Here is an 18,894-nt window from a genome sequence, read left to right as displayed (position 1 = left end):
CATGACCTTGACGCCCCCAACCGCAGACCGCACTGTCCGCGCGGATTGACCAAGGAGCTGGAATGGCCAGATCACCCGCCCCCTTTGCCGCGTTCGAGTGGATGATCGCCTGGCGCTATCTGCGTGCCAAGCGCGCCGAGGGAGGCGTGAGCGTGATGACCTGGATCAGCCTCATCGGCATCACGCTGGCGGTCTTTGCGCTGATCGCGACGCTTGCCGTGCGCTCGGGCTTTCGAGCGGAGTTTGTCGATACGATCCTCGGCGCCAACGCGCATGTGACGATCTACAATGCGGGCACGGTCGATGCGCAGACGGGCCGGATTGACCGCACCATCGAGGCGTATGAGGCGATGGCCGAGCGGGTGCGAGACGTGCCAAATGTCACCCACGTGGCCCCCTTGGTCAAGGGACAGGTGATGGCCAATGCGCGCGACCGCAACGCGGGGGTGCAGGTCTTTGGCATAAGGCCCGAGGATCTGCGCACAATCCCGCGCGTGGCCGACCCCGAGACATCGCGCGGCGATATCGCCCGGTTCAGCGAGGGCATCGCCATCGGCTCGGGTGTGGCGCAGGAGCTGGGCGTGACGGTGGGCGAGCGGATCAAGCTGATCTCGCCCAACGGGGTCAAGACGCCGCTCGGCACAAGCCCGCGCATCAATGCCTATGAGGTGGTCTATATCTTCACCGCCGGGCGCTATGACATCGACCGGGTGCGCGTCTATCTGCCGTTTGCCGAGGCGCAATCGTTCTTCAACCGCGACGGGCGCGCGGATGAGTTGGAGGTCATGGTCGAGGCCCCGGAAAACGTCGATGACATGACCTTGCCGCTGTTGCGTGCTGCGGGTGAGCGCGCGCAGGTCTGGACATGGCAGGATTCGAGCGGGTCGTTCCTGCGCGCCCTGGAGGTGGAGGATAACGTGATGTTCGTGATCCTATCGATCCTCGTGCTGATCGCGGCGATGAACATCACCTCCGGGCTGATCATGCTGGTCAAGAACAAGGGGCGCGATATCGGCATATTGCGCACCATGGGGCTGAGCGAGGGCTCGGTGCTGCGCATCTTCTTCATCTGCGGCGCCTTTACCGGCCTCATAGGCACGGCGGCGGGGGTGATCCTAGGGTGCCTGTTCGCGATCTATATCGATCCGATCTTCAGCTTCGTGAACGTGCTGATGGGCGGGCAGGTCTGGGACCCGTCGATACGCGGCATCTATCACCTGCCGGCGCAGTTGCAGGCAGGCGATGTGCTGTCGGCGGTGGTACTGTCGCTGGGGCTGTCCTTTGTCGTGACGATCTTTCCGGCGCGGCGGGCGGCGCGGATGAACCCGGTGGAGGCGCTGCGCTATGAGTGACGTGATGCTGCGGCTGACGGGGATCGAGAAGACCTATAACAAGGGGCAGACCGGCGAGGTTCAGGTTCTAGGCGGTGCCGACCTGACGCTGGCGAAGGGCGAGATGGTGGCGCTCGTGGCGCCGTCGGGGGCGGGCAAATCGACGCTGCTGCATATCGCGGGGCTCTTGGATGTGGCCGATGCGGGCCGGGTCGAGATCGGCGGCGAGGACATGACCGGGCTGAGCGACCGGCGGCGCACGGCAATGCGGCGGCAGGAGGTCGGTTTCGTCTATCAGTTCCACCATCTGCTGCCCGAGTTCAGCGCACTGGAAAACATCGTGCTGCCGCAGCTGGCCAATGGCGTGGCGCGCAAGGCGGCGCAGGCGCGGGCGCAAGAGCTGCTGGAGCAGGTCGGCGTGGGTGCGCGTGCGGGGCACCGCCCCTCCGCGATGTCAGGCGGCGAACAGCAGCGCGTGGCGTTCTGCCGTGCGCTGGCCAATAGCCCGCGCGTTCTGCTGGCCGATGAGCCGACCGGCAATCTCGATCCCGGAACCTCGGACCAGGTGTTCGGGGCGCTGACGGGGCTGGTGCGGGGCACCGGGCTGTCGGCGCTGATTGCCACGCATAACCTTGATCTGGCGGCGCGAATGGACCGGATCGTGAAGCTTGATCAGGGGCGGATCGTGCCGGGCTGAACCCTAGCATTTCGCAAAAGCTGAAGCTGCATTCAGAAGGTCTGAATTGACCTGCGATCGCGGCACCACCATAGCTGTCGTTGAACCGATCGGAGAGCGGCATGGTGCATATTTCCCTGAACGATATCGAGGCACAGACCTGCGCGGCGCTGATCCGGCATGGGGCGCAGCCGTGGATCGCCGAGGAGGTCGCACGCGCGGTGCGCAAGGCCGAAAGCACCGGCAACCGGATCTGCGGGCTCTACTACCTCGAAAGCTATTGCCAGCAATTGCAGACCGGGCGCGTCAAGGGCGATGTGGAGCCCGAAGTGACGCAGCCGCGCCCGGGTGCTGTGGTCGTCGATGCGAAATTCGGCTTTGCGCAGCCCGCCTTTGCCCGGGGGATCGACCGTGCGGCGGAGGCGGCGCGCGCCTGCGGCGTGGCGAGCCTTGCGGTGGGGCATGCGCATACCTGCACCTCGCTGGGGTATTTCACCGAGCAGATCGCGGACCGGGGCCTGATCGGGCTGGGGATGACCAATGCTTCGCCCATCGTGGCGGCCCCAGGTGGCAAGACGCGGGTCATTGGCACCAACCCGGTCGCCTTTTCGGTGCCGGACGGGCAGGGCGGGATTGCCATGCAGTTCGATCAATCGACGACGGTGGTCGCATTGGGCAAGATCACCATGGCCAAGGCCGCGGGCGAGCCTATCCCCGACGGCTGGGCCGTCGATGTCGAGGGCCGGCCCACCACAGACCCCGACGCCGCGCTTGGCGGGTCGCTGGTGAGCATCGGTGGGCCCAAGGGCTGGGGCTTTGGCCTGATGGCAGAGCTGCTGGCAGCAGGGATGACGGGCGGGGTGGTGAGCCGTGACGTCAAGCCGCTCAAGACCCCCGAGGGGCCGCCGCATGACCTGGGGCAGTATTACCTGCTGATGGACCCGAAGGTCTCGGGTGCGTTCTTTGACCGGCTGGCGCAGGTGGCCGAGGGGGCGACGCAGGACGAGGGTGCCCGCCTGCCGGGGCAGGGCAAGCGCGCCGCCGATCCGGTCGAGGTGGCCGATGCGGTCTGGCAACAGGTTCTCGCGCTCGCGGGGGGGCCGCGGGCCGACCTTCTTAGTCAACAACCGTGACGGTGTGCCATCGCAACGCATCGTTCGGTACCGGGTCGAAATGGGTCACCCGGTTGGACAGAACCACAAGTTGCGTGACGTGAAACGGGATCAGCGTGCCTGAGGTCTTGGCAAGGTAGTCCTGCGCCTTGACGTAAAGCGCGCGACGCTTCTTGAAATCGAGTTCGGCGCGCGCCGTTTCCAACAGATGATCGAAATGCGGGTTTGCATAATGACTTTCGTTCCACTTGGCGTCCGAGTGAAACGCCTCGTTCAGAGCCTGATCTGCCGGGCGCTCGCCCCAACTGGTGCTGAAGGCCTCTTTCTTCATCCAGACGTTCGACCAATAGCCATCTGCCGCGGCATTGATCAGGTTGACACGAATACCTGCCTGCGATGCTTGCTCCTGAAAGGCGACGCCAATCACCGGCCAACTTGGATCGAGCCCCGAGACATAAAGATCGACATCAATGCCATCGGGATAGCCAGCCTCGGCAAGCAGCGCGCGGGCGTGGGCCGGGTCCGCGGGGCAGTCCATCTCGGCGCGGTATTGGTCATTGGGCGCCACAGGGGTATCGCAAGAGATGACCCCGCCGCCATCGAGTGCCAGTTGCAGCATCTCGTCGCGATCCACCACGAGGCGCAGCGCGCGGCGCACGCGCGGATCATCGAACGGCTCCATATCCGTGCGAAAGGCAAGGCCCATCCAGTTGCCGGTTGGAATCTCCAGGAGTTGATAACGCAACGACTTGTCGAGCGCGCGGCGCAACATCGGCACGATGCCGCGCTCCATATCGAGCTGGCCGCTGAGAAATGCCTGAAGCCGGGCCTGTGCGTTTGGGACACCTATGACCTCGATTCGGGCCAGCCCGGGTGGCCCTTCCCAATACGATGTGTTGGCGGTCAGAACCGTGATACCGTCGGGATCGAACTTCTTTACCTTGAAAGGGCCGGTGCCGACCCCCGTACTGGCGACCGTATCGCCCGAGCCGTCGGGAATGATCCGCAGGCGAGGATCCATGAGTTGCAGCGGCAGGTCGGCAAAGGGAGATTCGAGCTGCATGCGCACGGTGAACGGGCCGGTGACCTCTACGCTTTCAATCATTCTGACGGCGGCACGTGCCGGGCTGCCATACTCGGGGTCGATCACGCGGGCGATCGAATAGGCCACGTCGCGGGCATCGAGCGCGCTACCGTCATGAAAGCGAACGCCCTCGCGGATTTTAAAGGTCCAGACCGAGCCGTTCTCGTTCGGGGCCCAGGATGTCGCCAGATCGGGCGCCGGCTTGCCTGCCGGTCCGGGCCGCACGAGGCGGCTCTGGATCTTTTCGATGATCTGCAAGACGCGCCCCTTGGATGCCGGGTCGAGGCTTGATTGCGCACCGAAGCCGACATTGTGGGCGTGGCGAAACGTACCCGCTGGCTCGGCCAAGGCGTGACCGGCGACAAGAAACCAAAGGATGGATAGCAGAACCGGCCGCATGGGCATCTCTCCTTGGGGGACGCAACGACCTTGGCAAGAGCAGTGCGGAAAATCAAACCTTTCGCACGGCATCGCGGTCACGATTTGCGCCATCGCCGCCACGCGATGCGAAAGTTTAAAAATACTCAAGCGGGCGCTTGACGGGCACGCGGACCCGGCATAGAAGCGCGTCACACCCGGCCTGACCGGGTGACTGCGGGCGGTTGTAGCTCAGTTGGTTAGAGTACCGGCCTGTCACGCCGGGGGTCGCGGGTTCGAGTCCCGTCAACCGCGCCATTCATCGCAGACCCAATGGCCCTCGCCTCGGCGGGGGCTTTGTGTTTGGGGCATTTGTCACGGGAAAGCCGCAAACGCCTGAATTTGCGATTGACGCGCCTGCGGGGCTCGCCTATGCACCCGTGCACGCGCGGTTGTAGCTCAGCTGGTTAGAGTACCGGCCTGTCACGCCGGGGGTCGCGGGTTCGAGCCCCGTCAACCGCGCCACTTTCCCAAATCAATATCAAACGTGACTGCTGCTGTGCGCTGGCATGCGTTTGCAGGTGCAGCATCTTGGCCTTGGCCCAAGTGATTGCGCTAACTTGGAAAAACCTCGCCATTCGTGACTTGCGAATCCATGCTGGCGTGGAATACCAGATACCAACAGTCGGTTTTTTGTGGGCGCAAGTCAAAAGCGGGCAGCCATGCCCAAAAGGGAGAGAGACATGACATCAGGACGGGTGAATCCGGGCTTTCGACTCGAGGATCAGGGGATTTCGGGGCTGGGCCACGTGCATTATAACCTGATGGAGCCAGCGCTTGTGTCTGCCGCCATTCGGCGAGGCGAGGGCGAGCTGGGGCAAGGTGGCACGTTGCTGGTGAGTACCGGCGAATTCACCGGACGCTCGCCCAAGGACAAGTTCACCGTGCGCACCCCGACGACTGACGACGCGATCTGGTGGGAAAACAACGCCGCGATGGAGCCGGAACCGTTTGAGCGGCTGCACAAGGATATGCTGGACTATCTGGCCGGGCGTGAGATGTTTGTTCAGGATCTCGTTGCCGGGGCCGATCCCGAACACAGTATCAACGTGCGCCTCATCAACGAGCTGGCGTGGCACAATCTCTTTATCCGTCACATGCTGCGCCGTCCCGACCGCGATGCGCTGGATCATTTCGTGGCTGACTATACCGTCATCAACTGCCCCGGTTTCAAGGCCGATCCCGAACGGCACGGCTGCCGGTCCGAGACAATGATCGCGGTCAACATCGACGCCAAGCTGATCTTGATCGGCAACACCGAGTACGCCGGTGAAAACAAGAAGTCGATCTTTGGCCTGATGAACTTTCTGCTGCCCGAGAAGGATGTCATGCCGATGCATTGCTCGGCCAACCACGCCAAGGACGACCCGGAAGATGCCGCCGTGTTCTTTGGCCTGTCGGGCACGGGCAAGACCACACTTTCGGCTGATCCCGAACGCACACTGCTGGGCGACGACGAGCATGGCTGGTCGGACAAGGGCACGTTCAACTTCGAGGGCGGTTGCTATGCCAAGACCATCAATCTGAGCGCGGAGGCCGAGCCCGAGATCTACGCCACCTGTTCAATGTTCGGCACGGTGATCGAGAACATGGTCTACGATGCAGACACGCGCGAACTGGATTACGAGGATTCGAGCCTCACCGAGAACATGCGCTGCGCCTATCCGCTAGATTATATTCCCAATGCCTCGGAGACCGGGCAGGCGGGGCATCCGCGCAATGTAGTGATGCTGACCTGCGATGCGTTTGGTGTCCTGCCCCCGATTGCGCGGCTGACACCGGCGCAGGCGATGTATCACTTCCTGTCTGGTTTTACCGCCAAGATGGCCGGAACCGAGCGCGGCCTGACCGAGCCGCAACCGGTCTTTTCAACCTGTTTCGGGGCGCCCTTCATGCCGCGCCGTCCCGAGGTTTACGGCAATCTTCTGCGCCAGAAGATCGAGCGCCATGGCGCATCGTGCTGGCTGGTCAATTCCGGTTGGACGGGCGGAGCCTATGGGACCGGTTCGCGGATGCCGATCAAGGCCACACGGGCGCTCTTGACCGCTGCGCTGGATGGCTCGCTCAACGATGTTGAATTCCGCAAGGACCCGAATTTCGGCTTCGACGTGCCGGTTGCGGTTCCGGGGGTTGCGGATGTGCTGCTCGATCCCCGCCGCACCTGGGACGATCCGGCGTCCTATGACCGGCAGGCGACCAAGCTGGTTGGCATGTTTGCCGAGAACTTCGCGCAGTACCTGCCGCATGTGGACGATGACCTCAAGGCCGTGGCATTGGGCTAACCTCATGGCCGGGCAGGGCGGATCACGACTTGCGCCAACAGGCCTGTTGACACCCTCACACGTGCCTGTATAAGCGCGACTTCATTGGTGTTGGTGGCCCCCGCGAGGGGATGCCTGTCGGGAGCAATCCAAAGGACAACGCCCTTCGACACATAAAGAAGGAGATCAGCCGTGACCAAACGCACGTCTGCCAAGTACAAGATCGACCGCCGCATGGGCGAAAATATCTGGGGCCGTCCGAAATCCCCGGTAAATCGCCGCGAATACGGCCCCGGCCAGCACGGTCAGCGCCGCAAGGCCAAAATTTCCGACTTCGGCCTGCAGCTGCGCGCCAAGCAGAAGCTCAAGGGCTACTACGGCGACCTGACCGAAAAGCAGTTCCGCCGCATCTTTGCCGAGGCCGAGCGTGTCCGCGGTGACACCGGCGAGCTTTTGATCGGCCTGCTCGAGCGCCGTCTCGACGCCGTCGTTTACCGCGCCAAGTTCGTGCCAACGATGTTCGCCGCACGCCAGTTCGTGAACCACGGCCATGTCAAGGTGAATGGCAAGCGCGTGAACATCCCCTCCTACCGTGTGAAAGAGGGCGATGTGATCGAGGTTCGCGACAAGTCGAAGCAGATGACAGCGCTGCTTGAGGCCGTCCAACTTGCCGAGCGCGATGTGCCCGATTACATCGACGCCGATCATTCCAAGATGGTCGCCACCTTCGTGCGCCAGCCGGGCCTGTCGGATGTGCCCTATCCGGTGATGATGGAACCGAACCTCGTGATCGAATTCTACGCCCAGAACTAAGCGTTCTGACCATATGCGAAGAGGCCGCGACGGGGAACCGCCGCGGCCTTTTTCTTTTGATGCTGGTCAAGGCGGGATGTCAAAGCTAGAACCACCTGCGAGAGAAGAGGGATGACATGACCAAGATCGCGCCGCAGCCGGGTGTAATGGAGATCGCGCTTTATCAGGGGGGGGCGGCGCATATCGATGGCGTGGCCAACGTGGTCAAGCTCAGCTCGAACGAGAACCCCTTCGGTCCGTCAGAAGCCGCCAAGGAAGCGTTTCGCAAGGCGGCCTACGAGTTGCATCGCTACCCGTCCACCGATCATGCAGGATTGCGCAATGCTATCGCAGAGGTTCACGGGCTCGATGCAGAACGTATCGTCTGTGGTGTCGGCAGTGACGAGATCATCGCCTTTCTGTGTCAGGCCTATGCCGGGCCGGGTGACGAGGTGATCCATACCGAGCACGGCTTTGCCATGTATCGCATCAGTACTCTTGCGAACGGTGCGACCCCCGTGGAGGTCCCCGAGCGCGACAGGGTTACTGATGTGGATGCGATCCTCGCGGCCTGTACCGATGCGACACGGTTGGTTTTTCTCGCCAATCCCAACAATCCTACCGGAACGATGATTGGAGAAGCCGAGCTTCGCCGTCTTGCCGAGGGGCTGCCCGAACGGGCGCTTCTTGTGGTTGACGGGGCTTATGCGGACTATGTCGAGGGCTATGATGGCGGCGCGGCACTCGTGGAGGCATGCGAGAATGTCGTGATGACCCGCACGTTTTCCAAGCTCTACGGTCTCGGGGGCTTGCGTGTGGGCTGGGGCTATGGGCCGCAACACGTTGTCGACGTGCTCAACCGCGTACGCGGACCGTTCAACCTGAGCCACGCCGCGCTGGTCACGGCAGAGGCCGCAGTCCGCGACCGGGCCTGGGCCACGCGCTGCCGCGAAGACAATGCGCGGCTGCGCGGCTGGCTGGCCGAGGCTCTTGCCGAGCACGGCGTGCCATCGGATACATCGACCGCGAATTTCATTCTCGCGCGGTTCGGCAGCCCGGAAGAGGCGCGCGCCTGCGACGAGTATCTCAAATCGCAGGGGCTGATCGTGCGTCAGGTGGCGGGGTACAAGCTGCCCAATTGTCTGCGCATCACGGTCGGTGACGAACCGAGTTGCCGCCGGGTGGCGCATGCCGTGGGGCAGTTCAAGGGCGGTGCACGATGAGTGTGATCTATGACCGCGTGGCCCTGATCGGGCTCGGGCTCATTGCCTCGTCGATGTGGCATGCGATCCAGCGCGCCGGTGTCGCGCGTGAGGTGACGGGATATGCCCGCAGCCCCGAGACCCGCGCCATCGCGCGCGAGATCGGCCTGTGCGACAGGGTCTGCGACAGCGCTGCCGAGGCCGCGACAGGGGCCGATCTGGTGGTGCTCTGCGTGCCGGTGGGGGCGATGGGGGCCGTCGCGACGGAAATCGGCCCAGTGCTGAAACCCGGCGCCACGGTCAGCGATGTGGGCTCGGTAAAGAAGGCGGTAATCGAGGCGGTCGCGCCGCATCTGCCCGACGGCGTGCATTTCGTCCCCGCGCATCCGCTGGCCGGGACCGAACATTCCGGGCCGCGCTCGGGCTTTGCCGAGCTTTTCGACAACCGCTGGTGTCTTATCGTGCCGCAAGCGGGCAGCGACCGCGGCGCGGTGGGACGGCTGGAGCGTTTCTGGCAGGCACTCGGCGCTTATACCGACGAGATGGATGCCGAGCATCATGATCTGGTGCTTGCGGTGACATCCCATGCACCGCATCTCATCGCCTACACGATGGTGGGCGTGGCCGACGACCTGCGCCGCGTCACCGACAGCGAAGTGATCAAGTATTCGGCTGCCGGATTTCGGGATTTCACCCGCATCGCGGCGTCGGACCCGACCATGTGGCGCGACGTTTTTTTGAACAACAAGGAGGCGACATTGGAAATTCTGGGCCGCTTTACCGAAGAGTTGTTTGCATTGCAGAGGGCTATTCGCACCGGCGATGGTGACCATTTGCACGCGTATTTCACCCGCACCCGCGCCATCCGGCGGGGCATCATCGAGGCCGGGCAGGATACCGACGCGCCGGATTTTGGCCGGGTAAAGAAATCATGAGGCGGGCGGTTCTTGCCATTGGCCTGGGGCTGGCGCTTGTCGTGTCGGCATGCGGACGCGGCGACGGCGACGAGGTGAGCCGGGGTGGCGGGCTGTGCGGCGATCCGGCACTTGTCGGATCGGTCTCCGGTTATCTGCCCAATAAGCTCGCCGGCTGCGGCGTCGAAAAAGCCGTCAGGCTGGAAGCGGTGCACGGCGTGCGGCTGAGCCGGCCTGCCACGCTCGACTGCCCAACGGCACGCGCGGTCGGCCACTGGGTGGATCAGAGTGCCAAGACCGCCGTCGGGCGCATGGGGGGCGGTCTCAAAGGGTTACGGGTTGCCGCGCACTACGTCTGCCGGACCCGTAATCACAGGCCGGGCGCGCGTATCTCGGAGCATGGACGAGGCAAGGCCATAGACATCTCGGCGCTGCTTCTTGACGATGGCTCCGAAATCTCTGTGCTCCGCGATTGGGACCGTGGCCATCAGGGGCGCATTCTCAGACGGGTTCATGGCGATGCCTGCGGCCCGTTCGGGACGGTTCTTGGGCCTGAATCCGACCGTCACCATCGCGACCATTTTCATTTTGATACGGCCAAGCATCGCGGCGGGCCGTATTGCCGCTGAGTTGGTGAAACCTGGCCTGATGCAGACGTTCAATCAGCAAACCCGGCGCGGAACGACGCCGAAAGCGGCCGCGTCCTCGCCGGGCCGCGGCCTGTCAATGGCGCGGTTTACTTCTAAGGCAACTCAAGCGCAAACCTGATGGCACCTGCGATGGTTGCAGGGCCGTCTGCCGGGACATGTAGGCACGTCGTGTTTTATGCGGCCTCATGTGCGAGTATCGCCGCTTCGGACCCATTGAGGCATCGTCGGGCGTAGCCTCCGTAGAGATTTGGCTCGTATTCCAGATTGGGATTGATGGACAAAAGCCGCGCACGGTCATCATCGTCCAGCGTCGACAGTGCCGTGCTCGCGGGGTGAAAACTCTCGGTTTCGACGCCATTGGCCCAGATGATCTGATGCCGTGGCAGCAACAAGTGAATATAGGTGACTTCGCGCGATGCCAGATCGACCGACACCGTGTCGTTGTTGATCAGGTCGCGGGCCATCACCAGCACTTCGGGTGTGTTGAATAGGGCGCGGGCCACATCGCCGCGCACCAAGAGGCGGTGCTCCGGGCTGACCAATAGCTCGGCATCGGGTCGATCCGCCCCCAGAGCCCCGGCACGCAGCCGGATAGGTCGCAACTTTGGCATGGCAAAGAGCCTTGCACCGGTCATGCGTCGGCTGCCGATCCATTGGATCTCTTCGGCGCCACTGTCGCGGGTCTGCACATGATCGCCCTCGCGCAGTTCCTCTACCAGTCGCGGACCTTCGGGGGTTTCGATCCGCGTGCCCGGGGTGAAACAGATCACCCCGCCGCTCCCCGGCCCGGTCGACGCCCCGCGCATCCCTTCGAGCGAATGGTGCACGATCCACATTTCGCGCGCTCTTGGCGGAATGTCGTCGTGGAACATCAGCAGAGGCGGCGCACCGCGGCCCACCTCGATGATCGTAACCGTGTAACTGCGTGACCCGTCTGTGACGACAAAGCCGAGATCCATCAACGGGTCCTCGACCGTCACCTGATGCAGATCATCCGTGTTGCTCGTCGCGGCGCCCACCAGGCGCCGCACCATGCGTGCCGCACGTTTGCGGTTCACGCTTTCCCCCTCCGCCATCTCCAGACGCAACAGCTCGTTCGGGCCATCGACGCGCACGGCATCGCCCCGCCAGGACCATGTTTGTCCCACCGAAAGCGACTGCACGGGTGCAGTCGACATTCCATCCAACTCTATTTGCGACCAGGAAATGACGAACGTGCCTTTAAAGCCCGTCCCCATAACTCTGACTGCCTGCCTCTTCGTTTTTTTATTAGGTCGACGGTAGCAAAGGCGAATCAGTCTGAAAAGCCCCTCGTTTCATTTTTGTCAAAACCGCAACCGAAACTGCACAGAGCCGAGGAATTGCCCCTCGCGCTGCTCTTCGAATTCTTCGCCAAGCCAGGTCAGACCGTAGAAAAGTGCCGCTCCCTTACGATTCTCCCAGTGAAGTCCCGCGCGCAGGCGCGTGCGGTCTTCGCTGAGTGTTACGCCGCTGCTTGCGGGCAGGTAATCGCTGTCGTCGACATAGGCGATATCGCCGCCCAGCAAAAACGTGGTTCCGGCACGGTCGGCCCGCACCACGCGGTAGCGGTGGCCGGTGACGGAGTCGCGGACAAGCAGTTCGCCCACGCCAATCCCGCCGATCATGATATCCGCGCCAGCACGGATCAGGTCTTCGACCCCAAGTCGCGCCTCGGCGAAAGGCCGTATTCGCGTCGATCCCAGCTCGTAGGCGCGCGCCGCCTCGAAGACGGCAGAGGGACGAATGTCATTGTCGATCTGATTGCGGCGTACGGCGCGGCCCACATCGCGCCCGCCAAGGAAACCGTGCAGAAAGTCCTGGAAATCGTCCAGACCGGTCTGCGATCCCGTCACGATCAGATCGGCGCCGAGGGCGTATTCGATCCGTGCGCGCTCGAAATGCGTATGCAGGCCAAAACCGAGATTGCCCGCGTAAGGCCGGTCATTGGCGGCGGGCCGGGTGAGGTTTTCCGGCGATATGACCTCGCCGTGAAAGCGGAACTCCAGCATTTGTCCGAACCTCTCGGGCGCGTGGCCCTGCCAGACCGGTCCCCAGACGCGGCTTGACGTCACCGATCCGCTGCGCCATCGGTCCTGCGTGTCCCCGAGCACATCGTTGGTGAACAACAACCCATATCCAAGACGCTGCCGCCCCTCGGCCTGCGCGTCTTGTACCCATACCGTGATGCCGAGAATCGCCGTGACGGCGATGGCGAAAATACGTGTCATCCGTCACGTCCCCATGCTGCGCCCCCCGGCGACCACCAAATAAGCAATCACGGTTCTGATTGACCAGCGAAACTTTCACGAAACCGCTGGGGCGTGGCAAGAAATCAATGCTGTGCGCGTGTCAGAGCGCGCGCATCCAGAATTGAAGCTTATGGGCGGTTTCCTCGGACGCGCCGATCTCCTTCCAATCAAACGATGCAACCGCACCCGCGACCGGCGTATAGCCGCGCTTATGCCAGAAGGCGTCGAGCGGCTGGTATCCTTGCGGTCGCGCCGGGTGGTCCTTTGGCCGAATCACCGAGCAGAATGCAGCGTAATCGCGTCCTAGTGCCCGTGCATGAGCCTCGCGCAGATCGAAGAACCGATGGCCCACACCCTGACCGCGATAGGCTGGCAAGAGCACGCTTTCGGCGCAATAGAAGATCCGCTCCAGCGCAAGTCCGGTGCCCGCGAAGGCCGCCCCGAAATCACCGGCGTGGTCCTCCATAGGGGTGCCTGTCGCCGCGCCCACGAGGGTGTCACCGTCATAAGCCGCCACCAGAATGGCATCTTCGCTCTCACGGTAGACATGAAGGTAACTCTCTTCATAGGCGGCATCGCCGTCATAGAGATATGGAAATGCACGAAATACCTCGATGCGCAGGCGTGCCACCCCCGGCAGTGCCTGCGCAAGCCTGTCGCCGGTGAGCCGCTCGACCCGGATCATGCGGAAACCTGGCGCATCCAGTCTGCAAGGTTGTAGTACGTTACAACACGCGTGATGAGCCCGTCGCGCAAGGTAAAGAAAGATCCCGCAGGTAAACGGTAGGTCTGCCCGTTGGCCTCGGGCAGACCCTCGTCGGTCTCCAGATAGGTGCCGTTGACCACGTATTCAGCCGCGGCGCGCGTGCCCCCCTCTGCTTCGAAGATGACCATATCGGTCAGTTCCTCGCGGTAACAATGGCTCATGTGATCGCAAAAATCTCGGAACAGATCCTTGCCCTCGCGCACCTGTCCTTCGTTCACGAAGTGGCGCACATCCTCGCTCAGACACGCCAGCATGCCGGGTACGTCGCCGCGGTTGAACGCGTCGAAATAGGCTTTGACGGTTTCTTTCATTTTTCCTCCCGGGGTGGGCCCCAACGCTCTTGCAAATGCCCGATGATCTGATCCCGGGTCTTTCGATAGGCAACAAGCCGCGCCTCGCGCTCCTGCGCAAGACCGGTAGGGTCCATGATCGGCCAGTAAACGACATCGAGATGAAAAAAGCGGGTCAGTTCGAGCGCCCGCCGCTGGCTCGCGGGGCTGAGGGCGACGATCAGGTCGAACGATGAAAGATCGTCGCCCCATTGCTCCATCTCGTCAAAGCTTCGGCTGCGGTGACGTTCGAGCTCGACCCCGATTTCGCGGCATACCGCGATGCTGAACCCGTCAATTTCCATATCATTCTTGACGCCGACAGATTGCACATAGGTATCGGAGCCATAAAATTTCTTCATTATTCCCTCCGCCATCGGCGAACGGACCGCGTTGTGGTCGCAGCAGAACAGCACCGACTGCGGCAGCGGGTCGGGCATATATCAGCCCCCGAAGTGCAACACGCAGATCAGCGTGAAGAGACGCCGCGCAGTGTCGTTGTCGATCTCAGCCTTACCCTCAAGCCGCTCGGCCAGTATCCGCGCCCCCTCGTTGTGAATCCCGCGCCGGGCCATGTCGATGGTCTCGATCTGGCTGGGCGGCATGTTCTTGACGGCGTCGAAATAGCTTTCGCAAATGGCCCAGTAATCCTTGACCACCTGCCGGAACGGGCTGAGCGACAAATGAAATTCTGCCGCAGGCTCATCGGCCTCAGTGCGAATGTCAAAGACCAGACGCTTTTCACGGATCGCCAACCCAACGCGATAGGGGCCGTCGGGCGTAACGCGATCATCGCGCTTGGGCAGACCGAAACTGTTTTCCTCGATGAGATCGTACATCGCAACCTTGCGCTCCTGCTCGATCTCGGGCGTGGGGGGCGGCAGGTTGGCATCATCCAACTCGATATGTGAAATTCGGCTCATGGCATCACTCGTGCAACGTCTCGTTCTACGTCCCTAGCGCAGCGGCGCGCGTTGGGCAATCGCCGCGATCTATCGCACTACGCTTCGGGCGCGCCCGTCACCTGCCGGCCACGGTTGCCGGGAAATTGCCACGCCTTTTTGTCCCTTCGATCATAATATTGCCTTGATCGAGTGGCACATTGTTCTCAAATCGGCGATAATGACCGGATATGGGCTAAGCCGACCTTAAGAGTGTCCCGTTATATCGGGTAAGCATTTGCACCGAGGCCATTAAATGCTCGAATTCGAGAATGTCAGCAAGTCCTTCTGGACCGGGACGCAGCGCAAGGTCATTCTCGACCATGTGTCGTTCCGTGTGGATCTTGGCAACAGCCTCGGCATTCTGGCGCCAAACGGCACCGGCAAGACGACATTGATCAATATGATGGCCGGCCTTGAAAAACCGGATGAAGGCGTGATCCGTCGCGGCTGCCGCATTTCGTTTCCCCTAGGCTTCATGGGCGGTGTGATAAGCCGTCTGTCCGCGCTCGAAAATTCGCGCTACATCGCGCGTCTTTATGGTCTCGATCCGGATTATATCGAGGCCTATTGCCGTTGGCTGTGCAATCTTGGTGAATATTTCGACCAGCCGCTTGGCACGTATTCGTCCGGCATGCGGGCGCGGTTCACCTTCGCGTTGATGCTCGCGCTCGATTTCGACATATATCTGATCGACGAGGGCATGCCCGGGTCCACGGATGTTGAGTTCAACCGCAAGGCCGGCGATATCCTGAAAGAACGTTTGCGCACCACCACCGTGATCATCGTGTCGCACGACCCAAAGACGCTTGAAAAGTTTGCGCGGTCGGCAGCGGTCCTGATGGGCGGAAAACTCTATATGTTCGACTCCTTGGAAGAGGCAAAAGAGCTCTATGACTACGAAACCCAAGGCTAGGAAATTTCGCATTCGGCGCAGCGCGACGGGCCCGCTCTCGCCGCGTCTGGCAGCGCAGGCCGATGACCAGGTGCACGGCATCGAACAGTCATCGGGCCCGGCGGCCAGCCCCGCCAATGATGCACAGAATTTGCAGGAGGGGCAGGTTGCCTCAAGTCGGGAGACCGGCACCGGAACCAGCATAGACGAGATCCGCCGCGAAGGTCTGACCGGGCGTCAGCTGCGCATGGCACGGCGCATGGCGCAGAAACACGGGCTCGCACCGACCTCTGATTTTGATGCGGTGCGACTGTTGCGCGCGCGCGGCGTCGATCCGTTTCAGCGTGCCAACATTCTCGAACTGGTCGCCAATGATGGCGAGGCGGCGCAGGGCAACGGGGCCGAGAGCGCAAGCGCGGCCGATCAACGTGTGCAACTGCCGCAGACGGTTCCCGTTTCTCGCGAGACATTACCCTCCACAGATGTCAGCCCCGCCGATCGGCGCGCGCAGGAAATCATGGCGATTCAGCGCGATATCGGCCGTCGCCGCCGACGCAAACTGGCGCTTCTCTTTTCGCGGCTCATGGCCTTCGTATTGCTGCCAACGCTGCTTGTCGGGTATTATTTCTACGCCATCGCAACGCCGATGTACGCCACCAAATCCGCATTTCTCATATTGTCGGCAGATGGTGGCGGGGGCGGTGGTGCTGGTGGCCTGGGTGGCCTTCTGCCCAGCCAGTTCGCCACCGGTCAAGATGCCATCGCCACGCAGGAGTATCTCGAGTCCAAGGATGCGATGCTGCGCCTCGACGAAGAATTGGGCTTTCGCGAGCATTTCAGCCAACCTTGGATTGACCCGCTCCAGCGGCTTGATCCCGATGCCTCGAACGAGGCGGCCTACAAGCTCTATAGCAAGTATGTCAAACTCGGCTACGACCCGACAGAGGGTGTGATCCGGATGGAGGTCTCGACCGCCAATCCCGAGGTGAGCGCGGATTTTTCACAGCGTCTTATCAAATATGCCGAGGAGCGCGTCGACGAGCTCAGCCAGGAAAAACGCCAGGATGCCGTGAGCACGGCGGTCGACAGCCTTGATCAGGCCAAGGCAGACCGTCGTGCAGCGCAAGAGCATCTCGTCTCGTTGCAAGAGGACAGCATTCTTGATCCCGAGGGCGAGATCGCAGGTATTCGCAGTCTGATCAGCACAGTCGAATTGCAACTTCAGGAGAAAGAGCTTGCGCTCAACATCCAGAACAACAACGCGCGCCCCAACCGCGCGCGGGTCCAGGCGCTGGAAAGTGAGATCGAGATACTGCGCTCCGAACTTGACAAACAGAAGAGCAGGCTGACCGAGGCGACCGCTGGTGAAAGCTCGCTTGCGTCCAAGACCGCCGCGATTCAGATGGCACAGGCCGACCTTGCGACGGCCGATCTTGTACTGCAATCCGCGCTCGAGGCCAAGCGTCAGTCCGAGATCGAGGCGAACAAGCAGGTGCGCTATCTCACGGTCAGCGTTCGGCCCCTTCCGTCGCAGGACGCCTCTTATCCGCGTGCTTTCGAGAATACGATACTGGCGTTCCTGATCTTTTCGGGCATCTACCTGATGATTTCGCTTACAACCTCTATTCTGCGTGAACAGGTGTCATCTTGATAGTCTGCTTAGATCTGGACAGGCGCGCATCCTGTGGCCTTTCCGGATCGGTCCAAAGACCAATCCGCCCCTCAGTTGACTGGCCAAGAGAGTTTCCATGACCAAACCGCTCCCGATCGTTACCCCCAACACATGGGAATTTCTGCGCGACGCGATGATCGCGCCCACCGGGTTTCGCGAATATGACGCGCGCTGGAAATATCCCGATCAGATCAACCTGCCCGGCATCACCGCGCTTGGCCTCGGCCTTGGCACGCAGATCCGCGCGCGCGGGATTGAGCCGGTGATCGCGGTCGGCAACGACTATCGCGACTATTCGCTCAGCATCAAGAATGCGCTCATCCTCGGGCTGATGCAGGCCGGGATCACGGTCAAGGATATCGGGCCCTGCCTGTCGCCAATGGCCTATTTCGCGCAGTTTCACCTCGATGTGCCCGCCGTGGCGATGGTCACCGCCTCGCATAACCCGAATGGCTGGACCGGGGTCAAGATGGGGTTCGAGCGGCCCCTGACGCATGGCCCCGACGAGATGGCAGAGCTGAAGGGCATCGTACTGGAGGGGCGCGGTCAGCCGCATCCCGGTGGTGCCTATGAATTCGTTCCCGGTGTGCGCGAGGCTTATCTCGACGATCTCGCCGGTGACTTCAGGATGACCCGCAAGCTGCGCGTGGTCTGCGCCACCGGCAACGGCACCGCCTCGGCTTTTGCGCCCGAGTTGTTCGAGCGCATCGGCGTCGAGGTGATCCCCTCGCATAACACGCTCGACTATACCTTTCCGCATTACAACCCCAACCCCGAAGCCATGGAAATGCTGCATGACATGGCCGACAGCGTGCGCGCCACGGGGGCCGATTTCGCGCTTGGCTTCGATGGCGACGGCGACCGCTGCGGCGTGGTCGATGACGAGGGCGAAGAGATTTTCGCCGACAAGGTGGGTGTCATCATGGCGCGGGACCTGTCGAAGATTTACCCAAATTCGACCTTCGTGGCGGATGTCAAATCGACCGGGCTCTTCGCCTCGGACCCCGAATTGATCAGGAACGGCGTCACCGCGGATTACTGGAAGACCGGCCACAGCCACATGAAGCGCCGGGTCAAGGAACTGGGTGCGCTCGCCGGTTTCGAGAAATCTGGACACTATTTTCTCGCCGAGCCGGTGGGCCGCGGCTATGACTGCGGCATGCGCGTTGCCGTGGAAATCTGCAAACTGATGGATCGCAATCCCGATATGTCCATGTCGGACCTGCGGCGCGCCCTGCCGATGACCTACGCGACGCCCACCATGTCCCCTTGGTGCGCCGATACCGAAAAATATCAGGTGCTCGACCGGATCGTGGAACGGCTGGTCGCCAAGCATGAGGCGGGCGAGCCGGTTGCGGGTCGTGCGATCAAGGAGGTGGTCACGGTGAACGGCGCGCGTGTCATCCTCGACAATGGCTCTTGGGGTCTGGTGCGCGCCTCGTCGAACACACCCAACCTTGTGGTCGTCTGCGAAAGCAGCGACAGCGAGGCCGAGATGCGCGCGATCTTTGCCGATATCGACGCGGTGATCCGAACCGAGCCGGGTGTTGGCGACTACGATCAGACCATCTGAGTCAGCCCC

At 62.2% G+C, this 18,894-nt stretch carries 18 protein-coding genes and 2 tRNA genes; 13 read left to right on the top strand and 7 right to left on the bottom strand.

The window, feature by feature from the left end; translation table 11 throughout:
- Nucleotides 1-62 precede the first annotated feature (62 nt).
- From Q0X85_RS18540 to Q0X85_RS18530, 3 genes are all read left to right on the top strand, one after another.
- Nucleotides 63-1,352, top strand: a complete 1,290-nt coding sequence (locus Q0X85_RS18540; protein ID WP_297774501.1) for a lipoprotein-releasing ABC transporter permease subunit — start codon at nucleotides 63-65, stop codon at nucleotides 1,350-1,352.
- On the top strand, nucleotides 1,345-2,028 hold the full coding sequence (locus tag Q0X85_RS18535; RefSeq protein ID WP_297774499.1) for an ABC transporter ATP-binding protein: 684 nt from the start codon (nucleotides 1,345-1,347) through the stop codon (nucleotides 2,026-2,028). Before Q0X85_RS18540 ends, Q0X85_RS18535 begins: the two co-directional genes overlap by 8 nt.
- A 101-nt stretch (nucleotides 2,029-2,129) precedes the next feature.
- A complete protein-coding gene (locus Q0X85_RS18530; protein ID WP_297774497.1) occupies nucleotides 2,130-3,140 on the top strand; it encodes an Ldh family oxidoreductase in 1,011 nt (336 codons plus the stop codon).
- On the opposite strand, the gene Q0X85_RS18525 is transcribed toward Q0X85_RS18530, so the two are convergent.
- Nucleotides 3,124-4,602 carry an ABC transporter substrate-binding protein gene (locus Q0X85_RS18525; RefSeq protein WP_297774495.1) on the bottom strand — a complete coding sequence of 493 codons (1,479 nt, stop codon included), beginning with the start codon at nucleotides 4,600-4,602 and terminating at the stop codon, nucleotides 3,124-3,126. The two genes, Q0X85_RS18530 and Q0X85_RS18525, sit on opposite strands and share 17 nt — an antisense overlap.
- 199 nt (nucleotides 4,603-4,801) lie before the next feature.
- Here Q0X85_RS18525 and Q0X85_RS18520 point away from each other — a divergent pair.
- The 7 genes from Q0X85_RS18520 to Q0X85_RS18490 all read left to right on the top strand — a co-directional run bounded on the left by Q0X85_RS18520 (nucleotide 4,802) and on the right by Q0X85_RS18490 (nucleotide 10,418).
- Nucleotides 4,802-4,878: transfer RNA gene (locus tag Q0X85_RS18520), tRNA-Asp, on the top strand.
- 130 nt (nucleotides 4,879-5,008) lie between these two features.
- A tRNA-Asp gene (locus Q0X85_RS18515) sits at nucleotides 5,009-5,085 on the top strand.
- Nucleotides 5,086-5,303: 218 nt separating this feature from the next.
- Nucleotides 5,304-6,902: a phosphoenolpyruvate carboxykinase gene (locus Q0X85_RS18510; RefSeq protein WP_297774494.1), complete on the top strand. Its 1,599-nt coding sequence runs from the start codon at nucleotides 5,304-5,306 to the stop codon at nucleotides 6,900-6,902.
- 171 nt (nucleotides 6,903-7,073) lie between these two features.
- Nucleotides 7,074-7,694, top strand: a complete 621-nt coding sequence (gene rpsD, locus Q0X85_RS18505; protein ID WP_297774493.1) for a 30S ribosomal protein S4 — start codon at nucleotides 7,074-7,076, stop codon at nucleotides 7,692-7,694.
- 116 nt (nucleotides 7,695-7,810) lie between these two features.
- Nucleotides 7,811-8,896 (top strand): histidinol-phosphate transaminase, encoded by a 1,086-nt coding sequence (gene hisC / locus Q0X85_RS18500; RefSeq protein ID WP_297774491.1) that lies wholly within the window; start codon nucleotides 7,811-7,813, stop codon nucleotides 8,894-8,896.
- Nucleotides 8,893-9,810, top strand: coding sequence for a prephenate/arogenate dehydrogenase family protein (locus Q0X85_RS18495; protein ID WP_297774490.1), 918 nt, complete (start codon nucleotides 8,893-8,895; stop codon nucleotides 9,808-9,810). Before hisC ends, Q0X85_RS18495 begins: the two co-directional genes overlap by 4 nt.
- A complete protein-coding gene (locus Q0X85_RS18490; protein WP_297774489.1) occupies nucleotides 9,807-10,418 on the top strand; it encodes an extensin family protein in 612 nt (203 codons plus the stop codon). Before Q0X85_RS18495 ends, Q0X85_RS18490 begins: the two co-directional genes overlap by 4 nt.
- 194 nt (nucleotides 10,419-10,612) lie before the next feature.
- On the opposite strand, the gene Q0X85_RS18485 is transcribed toward Q0X85_RS18490, so the two are convergent.
- The 6 genes from Q0X85_RS18485 to Q0X85_RS18460 all read right to left on the bottom strand — a co-directional run bounded on the left by Q0X85_RS18485 (nucleotide 10,613) and on the right by Q0X85_RS18460 (nucleotide 14,727).
- The gene (locus tag Q0X85_RS18485) at nucleotides 10,613-11,677 is read right to left on the bottom strand and encodes a Hint domain-containing protein (RefSeq protein WP_297774487.1); all 1,065 of its coding nucleotides are present in this window, start codon (nucleotides 11,675-11,677) and stop codon (nucleotides 10,613-10,615) included.
- A gap of 87 nt (nucleotides 11,678-11,764) precedes the next feature.
- Entirely contained in the window at nucleotides 11,765-12,688 is a 924-nt protein-coding gene (locus tag Q0X85_RS18480) for a lipid A-modifier LpxR family protein (protein WP_297774485.1), read from the bottom strand.
- Between the two features lie 121 nt (nucleotides 12,689-12,809).
- On the bottom strand, nucleotides 12,810-13,394 hold the full coding sequence (locus Q0X85_RS18475; protein WP_297774484.1) for a GNAT family N-acetyltransferase: 585 nt from the start codon (nucleotides 13,392-13,394) through the stop codon (nucleotides 12,810-12,812).
- Nucleotides 13,391-13,786 carry a ketosteroid isomerase-related protein gene (locus tag Q0X85_RS18470; RefSeq protein WP_297774482.1) on the bottom strand — a complete coding sequence of 132 codons (396 nt, stop codon included), beginning with the start codon at nucleotides 13,784-13,786 and terminating at the stop codon, nucleotides 13,391-13,393. The genes Q0X85_RS18475 and Q0X85_RS18470 overlap by 4 nt, the downstream gene beginning before the upstream one ends.
- Nucleotides 13,783-14,244 carry a low molecular weight phosphatase family protein gene (locus tag Q0X85_RS18465; RefSeq protein WP_297774481.1) on the bottom strand — a complete coding sequence of 154 codons (462 nt, stop codon included), beginning with the start codon at nucleotides 14,242-14,244 and terminating at the stop codon, nucleotides 13,783-13,785. Before Q0X85_RS18465 ends, Q0X85_RS18470 begins: the two co-directional genes overlap by 4 nt.
- A gap of 3 nt (nucleotides 14,245-14,247) precedes the next feature.
- Nucleotides 14,248-14,727 (bottom strand): UPF0262 family protein, encoded by a 480-nt coding sequence (locus Q0X85_RS18460; RefSeq protein WP_297774479.1) that lies wholly within the window; start codon nucleotides 14,725-14,727, stop codon nucleotides 14,248-14,250.
- A gap of 274 nt (nucleotides 14,728-15,001) precedes the next feature.
- Between Q0X85_RS18460 and Q0X85_RS18455 the strand changes: the two genes are divergently transcribed.
- The 3 genes from Q0X85_RS18455 to Q0X85_RS18445 all read left to right on the top strand — a co-directional run bounded on the left by Q0X85_RS18455 (nucleotide 15,002) and on the right by Q0X85_RS18445 (nucleotide 18,885).
- Entirely contained in the window at nucleotides 15,002-15,661 is a 660-nt protein-coding gene (locus tag Q0X85_RS18455; RefSeq protein WP_297774477.1) for an ATP-binding cassette domain-containing protein, read from the top strand.
- Nucleotides 15,639-17,291: a capsule biosynthesis protein gene (locus tag Q0X85_RS18450; RefSeq protein WP_297774476.1), complete on the top strand. Its 1,653-nt coding sequence runs from the start codon at nucleotides 15,639-15,641 to the stop codon at nucleotides 17,289-17,291. The genes Q0X85_RS18455 and Q0X85_RS18450 overlap by 23 nt, the downstream gene beginning before the upstream one ends.
- 97 nt (nucleotides 17,292-17,388) lie before the next feature.
- Nucleotides 17,389-18,885 (top strand): phosphomannomutase/phosphoglucomutase, encoded by a 1,497-nt coding sequence (locus tag Q0X85_RS18445; RefSeq protein WP_297774474.1) that lies wholly within the window; start codon nucleotides 17,389-17,391, stop codon nucleotides 18,883-18,885.
- The last annotated feature ends 9 nt before the right edge of the window (nucleotides 18,886-18,894 follow it).

This window comes from uncultured Roseovarius sp. (assembly GCF_947259555.1).
Classification (GTDB): domain Bacteria; phylum Pseudomonadota; class Alphaproteobacteria; order Rhodobacterales; family Rhodobacteraceae; genus Roseovarius.
This window is presented reverse-complemented; position numbering and strand designations above follow the sequence as displayed.

Bases quoted from the DNA above. Each gene is read 5' to 3' on its own strand.
- Q0X85_RS18540 (WP_297774501.1), top strand. From the start codon at position 63: ATGGCCAGATCACCCGCCCCCTTTGCCGCGTTCGAGTGGATGATCGCC.
- Q0X85_RS18535 (WP_297774499.1), top strand. From the start codon at position 1,345: ATGAGTGACGTGATGCTGCGGCTGACGGGGATCGAGAAGACCTATAAC.
- Q0X85_RS18530 (WP_297774497.1), top strand. From the start codon at position 2,130: ATGGTGCATATTTCCCTGAACGATATCGAGGCACAGACCTGCGCGGCG.
- Q0X85_RS18525 (WP_297774495.1), bottom strand. From the start codon at position 4,602: ATGCGGCCGGTTCTGCTATCCATCCTTTGGTTTCTTGTCGCCGGTCAC.
- Q0X85_RS18510 (WP_297774494.1), top strand. From the start codon at position 5,304: ATGACATCAGGACGGGTGAATCCGGGCTTTCGACTCGAGGATCAGGGG.
- hisC (WP_297774491.1), top strand. From the start codon at position 7,811: ATGACCAAGATCGCGCCGCAGCCGGGTGTAATGGAGATCGCGCTTTAT.
- Q0X85_RS18495 (WP_297774490.1), top strand. From the start codon at position 8,893: ATGAGTGTGATCTATGACCGCGTGGCCCTGATCGGGCTCGGGCTCATT.
- Q0X85_RS18490 (WP_297774489.1), top strand. From the start codon at position 9,807: ATGAGGCGGGCGGTTCTTGCCATTGGCCTGGGGCTGGCGCTTGTCGTG.
- Q0X85_RS18485 (WP_297774487.1), bottom strand. From the start codon at position 11,677: ATGGGGACGGGCTTTAAAGGCACGTTCGTCATTTCCTGGTCGCAAATA.
- Q0X85_RS18480 (WP_297774485.1), bottom strand. From the start codon at position 12,688: ATGACACGTATTTTCGCCATCGCCGTCACGGCGATTCTCGGCATCACG.
- Q0X85_RS18475 (WP_297774484.1), bottom strand. From the start codon at position 13,394: ATGATCCGGGTCGAGCGGCTCACCGGCGACAGGCTTGCGCAGGCACTG.
- Q0X85_RS18470 (WP_297774482.1), bottom strand. From the start codon at position 13,786: ATGAAAGAAACCGTCAAAGCCTATTTCGACGCGTTCAACCGCGGCGAC.
- Q0X85_RS18465 (WP_297774481.1), bottom strand. From the start codon at position 14,244: ATGCCCGACCCGCTGCCGCAGTCGGTGCTGTTCTGCTGCGACCACAAC.
- Q0X85_RS18460 (WP_297774479.1), bottom strand. From the start codon at position 14,727: ATGAGCCGAATTTCACATATCGAGTTGGATGATGCCAACCTGCCGCCC.
- Q0X85_RS18455 (WP_297774477.1), top strand. From the start codon at position 15,002: ATGCTCGAATTCGAGAATGTCAGCAAGTCCTTCTGGACCGGGACGCAG.
- Q0X85_RS18450 (WP_297774476.1), top strand. From the start codon at position 15,639: ATGACTACGAAACCCAAGGCTAGGAAATTTCGCATTCGGCGCAGCGCG.
- Q0X85_RS18445 (WP_297774474.1), top strand. From the start codon at position 17,389: ATGACCAAACCGCTCCCGATCGTTACCCCCAACACATGGGAATTTCTG.